Annotated in this window: 4 protein-coding genes; 2 read left to right on the top strand and 2 right to left on the bottom strand. The window is 70.9% G+C overall.

All coding sequences use genetic code 11. The features are described 5' to 3' along the window. The coding region (locus AX685_RS08895; RefSeq protein ID WP_156445736.1) for a TonB-dependent receptor at nucleotides 1-968 on the top strand (968 nt) is incomplete at its 5' end. A 19-nt stretch (nucleotides 969-987) separates the two neighbouring features. Then, nucleotides 988-1,671 (top strand): Fe2+-dependent dioxygenase, encoded by a 684-nt coding sequence (locus AX685_RS08890; protein WP_066487682.1) that lies wholly within the window; start codon nucleotides 988-990, stop codon nucleotides 1,669-1,671. 161 nt (nucleotides 1,672-1,832) lie between these two features. Here the strand turns inward: AX685_RS08890 and murA are convergent, their stop codons facing one another. Then, entirely contained in the window at nucleotides 1,833-3,116 is a 1,284-nt protein-coding gene (gene murA, locus AX685_RS08885; RefSeq protein ID WP_066487679.1) for a UDP-N-acetylglucosamine 1-carboxyvinyltransferase, read from the bottom strand. A 47-nt stretch (nucleotides 3,117-3,163) separates the two neighbouring features. Further along, nucleotides 3,164-4,430: phosphoglucomutase/phosphomannomutase PgmG (pgmG, locus tag AX685_RS08880; RefSeq protein WP_066487676.1), on the bottom strand; the 1,267-nt coding region annotated here is incomplete at its 5' end.

The raw sequence follows: 4,430 nt of genomic DNA, 5'->3' as shown, positions 1-4,430 counted from the left end.
GCGGGGTCCGCTGGGAACAGCAGCGCACCGATTTCCGCAGCCTGCCGCTCGCCACGCTGGCGCCGGGCGTCAGCCAGCCGCTGCCCGCGCAGCTCGCGCCCGCGATCAACCGCGAGCGGCTGTTTTCGTGGCGGGTCGGCGCGGTCTATCACCCGGTGCAGGACGTCAGCCTGTACGCCGGCTACGGCAATGCGCTGACCCCGTCGTCGGCGTCGGTGCGCGCCAGCTGCGTCAGCGTGTCGAACGCGATCGTCACCAACACCTGCGGCGTGGCGCCCGAAAAGGCGCGCAATTACGAGGTCGGGGCCAAGGCCGGGCTGTTCGGGCGCCGGCTGGAGCTGACCGCGGCGCTGTTCCGCAACGAACGCACCAACTATCGCGTACCGTCGAACGACCCGGCGCTGCCGACGGTGCAGGTGCTGGGCGGGCGCAGCCGCGTCGACGGGATCGCGCTGGGCGCGTCGGGCAACCTGACGCGCGCCTGGACGATCTTCGCCAATTACACCTATCTCGACAGCGAGGTGCGCCAGTCGGTATCCGATTACTGCCTGCGCACGCCGGGCGCGAACGGCTGCGGCAATTCGGCGGCCAACCCCGATCCGCAGCGCGGCCGCCCGCTGGTGCAGACCCCGCCGCATTCGGGCAGCCTGTTCACCACCTACCGCCTGCCGTTCGGGCTGGAGCTGGGCTATGGCCTGACCTATCAGGGGGCGTTCACCACCTATGTCCCGGTGCTGGCGAACAACGTCACGCTGGAGACGGACGATTACCTGATCCACCGTGCCTATCTGGGCTATACGTTCGGCAAGGGGCTGACGCTGCAGCTCAACGTCCAGAACCTGACCGATGAGAAATATCTCACCAACGTGCGCAACAACATCAATGCCACGACCGGCGTGGTCACCGGCGGCTGGGCGATGCCCGGCGACCGGCGGCAGGCGGTGCTGAGCCTGTTCTACAGCTTCTGATCGTGGCACGGTCGCGCGCATGCTGATCGCGATCCCCGACGTCCTGGATGCCGCCGCGGTCGCGCGGGTGCGCGCGATCGTCGATGCGGGCGAGTGGGTGGACGGCAACGCCACCTCCGGCCCGCAGGCGGCGCTCGCCAAGCGCAACGCCCAACTGGCCGAGGGCGGCGCGGCGGCGCGCGAGGCGGGGGCGATCATCCTCGACGCGCTGGGCCGCACCCCGCTGTTCGTCGCCGCCGCGCTGCCGGCGAAGGTGTGGCCGCCGATGTTCAACCGCTATGCCGGCGGGCAGGCGTTCGGCGTCCATATCGACAATGCGGTGCGCGTGCGCCGCGACAGCGACTTCCGCCTGCGCAGCGACCTGTCGGCGACCTTGTTCCTGGAAGATCCCGCCGCCTATGACGGCGGCGAGCTGGTGATCGAGGACCGGTTCGGCGAACAGCACGTCAGGCTGCCCGCCGGGCATATGGTACTCTATCCCGCGTCCAGCCTGCACCGCGTCGAGCCGGTGACGCGCGGCGCGCGGGTCGCCAGTTTCTTCTGGATCCAGTCGATGGTGCGCGACGACGGCGCGCGGCGCATCCTGTTCGATCTCGACCAGGGGGTGCAGGCTGTGGCGGCGGCGCAGGGGCAGGACGCGCGCGCCACGGTGGCGCTGACCGGCGTTTACCACAATCTTCTGCGCCGCTGGGTCGAGGCGTAGCGGCGGGGGGCGCGTCACGTACCCTCGCCATATGTGGTCGAGACGTTCGGCACTCATTCGTCATCCCGGCGAAGGCCGGGATCTCACGGTGACAGCGGGCAGCCAGAGCCGCTAGATGCCCCAGCCTTCGCCGGGGCGACGTTTCCGCGCCGCGCCCCGCCTCAGCCGCCGCCGTCGCGCTCGATATCGGCGCCGACCGCCGACAGCTTCTCCTCCAGCCGCTCGTACCCGCGATCGAGGTGATAGACGCGCGCGACGCTCGTCTCGCCCTCGGCGACCAGCCCGGCGATGATGAGGCTCATCGACGCGCGCAGGTCGGTCGCCATCACCGGCGCGCCGACCAGCCGGTCGACGCCCTTCACCACCGCAGTGCGCCCGCGCACCTGGATGTCGGCGCCCATCCGCGCCAGTTCGGGCACGTGCATGTAGCGGTTCTCGAAGATCGTCTCGGTCAGCACGCTGGCGCCCGCCGCCTTGCACAGCATCGCCATGAACTGCGCCTGCATATCGGTGGCGAAGCCGGGGTAGGGGGCGGTGGTCAGCGTCAGCGGCTTGAGCTGGCCGTCGCTGCTGACGACGATCGAATCGCGACGTTCCTCGATCCCGACGCCCGCCTCGCGCAGCGCGGTCAACGTCGCGCCCATCGACGCGACGTCGACGTTGGTCAGCTCCACTTCGCCCCCGGCGACCGCCGCGGCGCAGGCGTAGCTGCCCGCCTCGATCCGGTCGGGCATCACCGCATAGGTGGCGCCGTGCAGCTCGGCGACGCCCTCGATCTCCAGCGTCTCGCTGCCGATGCCGTCGATCCGCGCGCCCATCGCCACCAGGCAGCGGCACAGGTCGACGATCTCCGGCTCGCGCGCGGCATTCTCGATCCGGCTCGCGCCCTTCGCGGTCACCGCCGCCATCACGACATTCTCGGTCGCGCCGACCGACACCACCGGGAAGCGATACCGCCCGCCCGACAGCCGCCCGCCGGGGGCGGTGGCGGTGACGTAGCCCGCGCTCATCTCCAGTTCGGCGCCGATCGCCTCCAGCGCCTTCAGGTGCAGGTCGATCGGGCGGTTGCCGATCGCGCAGCCGCCCGGCAGCGACACGCGCGCCTGCCCGGCACGCGCCAGGATCGGGCCGAGCACCAGGATCGACGCGCGCATCTTGCGCACGATGTCATAGGGCGCCTCGGTCGAGGTCAGCTGCCCGGCGCGGATCGTCATGACGCGGCCGAAATCCTCTGGCCGGCTGCCCTCGATCGTGGTCGATGCGCCCAATTGGTTGAGCAGGTGGCCGAAGCCGTCGACATCGGCCAGCCGCGGCAGGTTGCGCAGCGTCAGCGGCTCGTCGGTGAGCAGCCCGCAGGGCATCAGCGTGAGCGCGGCGTTCTTCGCGCCGGAAATGGGGAGCTTGCCGTTCAGGCGGCGGCCGCCGCGGATAAGGATACGGTCCATCCCGATGCTCTAGCCAGTCCGCTTCGCCGCGCCAAGCGAGCGATGGATCAGCGCGCCACGCCCACCGCCGCCAGATGCGTGTCGATCGCCGCCAGCAACCGTGCCAGTCCCCCGGCGTCGCGCGCCTCCGCGCGCAGCGTCAGCGCCGCCTGCGTGTTCGATGCGCGCAGCAGCCACCAGCCGTCGGGGGTGGACACGCGGATGCCGTCGGTGGTGTCGACGCGCGCGCCCTCGGCCGCCACGCGCGCGGCCACAGCCGCGACGATCGCCGTCTTGTCCGCCTCCGCGACGCGCACGCGAATCTCCGGCGTGGCGCGGCGCGGCGGGGCGGCATCGCGCAGCGCGGCCAGCGACATGCCCGACAGATGGACCGCGTGGATCAGCCGGATCGCGGCGTACAGCGCATCGTCGAACCCGAAATAATCGTCGGCGAAGAAGATATGGCCCGACAATTCGCCGGCCAGCGGCGCGCCGGTCTCCTTCATCCGGCGCTTCATCTGGCTGTGCCCCGTCCGGCCCATCACCGGCCGGCCGCCCAGGGTGGCGATCCGGTCGAACAGCGTGTCGCTGGACTTCACGTCGGCGACGATCGTCGCGCCGGGCATCCGCGCCAGCAGCGGCGGCACCAGAATGGACAGGATATCGTCGCCCCACAGCACGCGCCCCGCGCCGTCCACCGCGCCGATCCGGTCGCCGTCGCCGTCGAAAGCCAGTCCGAAATCGAGCTTCTTGTCCGCGACCAACGCCTTGAGATGCGCCAGATTGTCCTCGACCGTGGGATCGGGGTGGTGATGCGGGAAGGTGCCGTCGACGTCGCAGAACAGCAGGTGATGCTCGCCGGGCAGCCGGCGCGTCAGCCGTTCGATCGCCGGCCCGGCGGCGCCGCTGCCCGCGTCCCAGCCGATGCGGAACGCGCCCCCGGCATAGCCGGCGAGCAGCCGCGCGACATAGGTGTCGGCGACGTCGGCGTCAGTGACGGTCCCGGCGCCGCTTTCCCAGTCGCCGGCGGCGGCGATCCGGGCGAGATCGCGGATATCCTCCCCGAAAAAGCTGTCGTGTCGAAGTACCAGCTTGAAGCCATTGTCCTCGGCGGGATTATGGCTGCCCGTTACCTGTATGCCGCCATCCACTTCTAGCGTGGCTTCCGCGAAATAGAGCATCGGCGACGGCCCCAGGCCGATGCGCACCACGTCCACCCCGCCCGCGGTCAGCCCGTCGATGAGCGCGACTTCCAGCAGCGGCGAATGCGTGCGCCCGTCGCGTCCCACCGCCACCCGCCGCCCGCCCGCGCGCCGCACTCGCGTGGCGAAGCTG

The organism is Sphingomonas sp. CCH9-F2 (genome assembly GCF_001556735.1).
GTDB classification, from domain to species: Bacteria; Pseudomonadota; Alphaproteobacteria; order Sphingomonadales; family Sphingomonadaceae; genus Sphingomonas; species Sphingomonas ginsenosidimutans.
This window is presented reverse-complemented; position numbering and strand designations above follow the sequence as displayed.

What these genes read in the sequence shown, in the direction of transcription:
- AX685_RS08890 (WP_066487682.1), top strand. Translation starts at nt 988, where the DNA reads ATGCTGATCGCGATCCCCGACGTCCTGGATGCCGCCGCGGTCGCGCGG.
- murA (WP_066487679.1), bottom strand. Translation starts at nt 3,116, where the DNA reads ATGGACCGTATCCTTATCCGCGGCGGCCGCCGCCTGAACGGCAAGCTC.